Source organism: Mesorhizobium sp. M1A.T.Ca.IN.004.03.1.1, from assembly GCF_003997555.1.
Taxonomy (GTDB): Bacteria; Pseudomonadota; Alphaproteobacteria; order Rhizobiales; family Rhizobiaceae; genus Mesorhizobium.
Genome location: NZ_RZTV01000311.1, coordinates 1 through 273 on the forward strand (window position 1 = coordinate 1; position 273 = coordinate 273).

At 59.7% G+C, this 273-nt stretch carries 1 protein-coding gene; it reads right to left on the minus strand.

Annotated features, from left to right (window positions below):
- A partial coding sequence (locus EOD29_RS31800) for a response regulator (protein ID WP_245475500.1) occupies positions 1 to 273 on the minus strand: 273 nt, incomplete at both ends.

Consider the following 273-nt stretch of genomic DNA (forward strand, 5'->3'; position numbering starts at 1 on the left):
ATTTCAAAGCTCCAAACACGGCTTCGATGGCCGCTTTCATCTTCTCGATCGTAAACGGCTTGGCGAGCACGTTGTTGGCGCCGAGCTGGGCCGCCCTCTGTACCAGCGCGCGATCGCCCTGAGCGGTGAGGATGATGAAGGCCGCCTTCTTGGTGTTCGGGTTGGTGCGCACGGCCTGGAGGAAGCCGATGCCATCCATCTTCGGCATGTTGAAATCGGAGATCACGAGGTGGTGCGGCTGCTCGGTCATGATTTTCATGCCCTGCTCGCCGT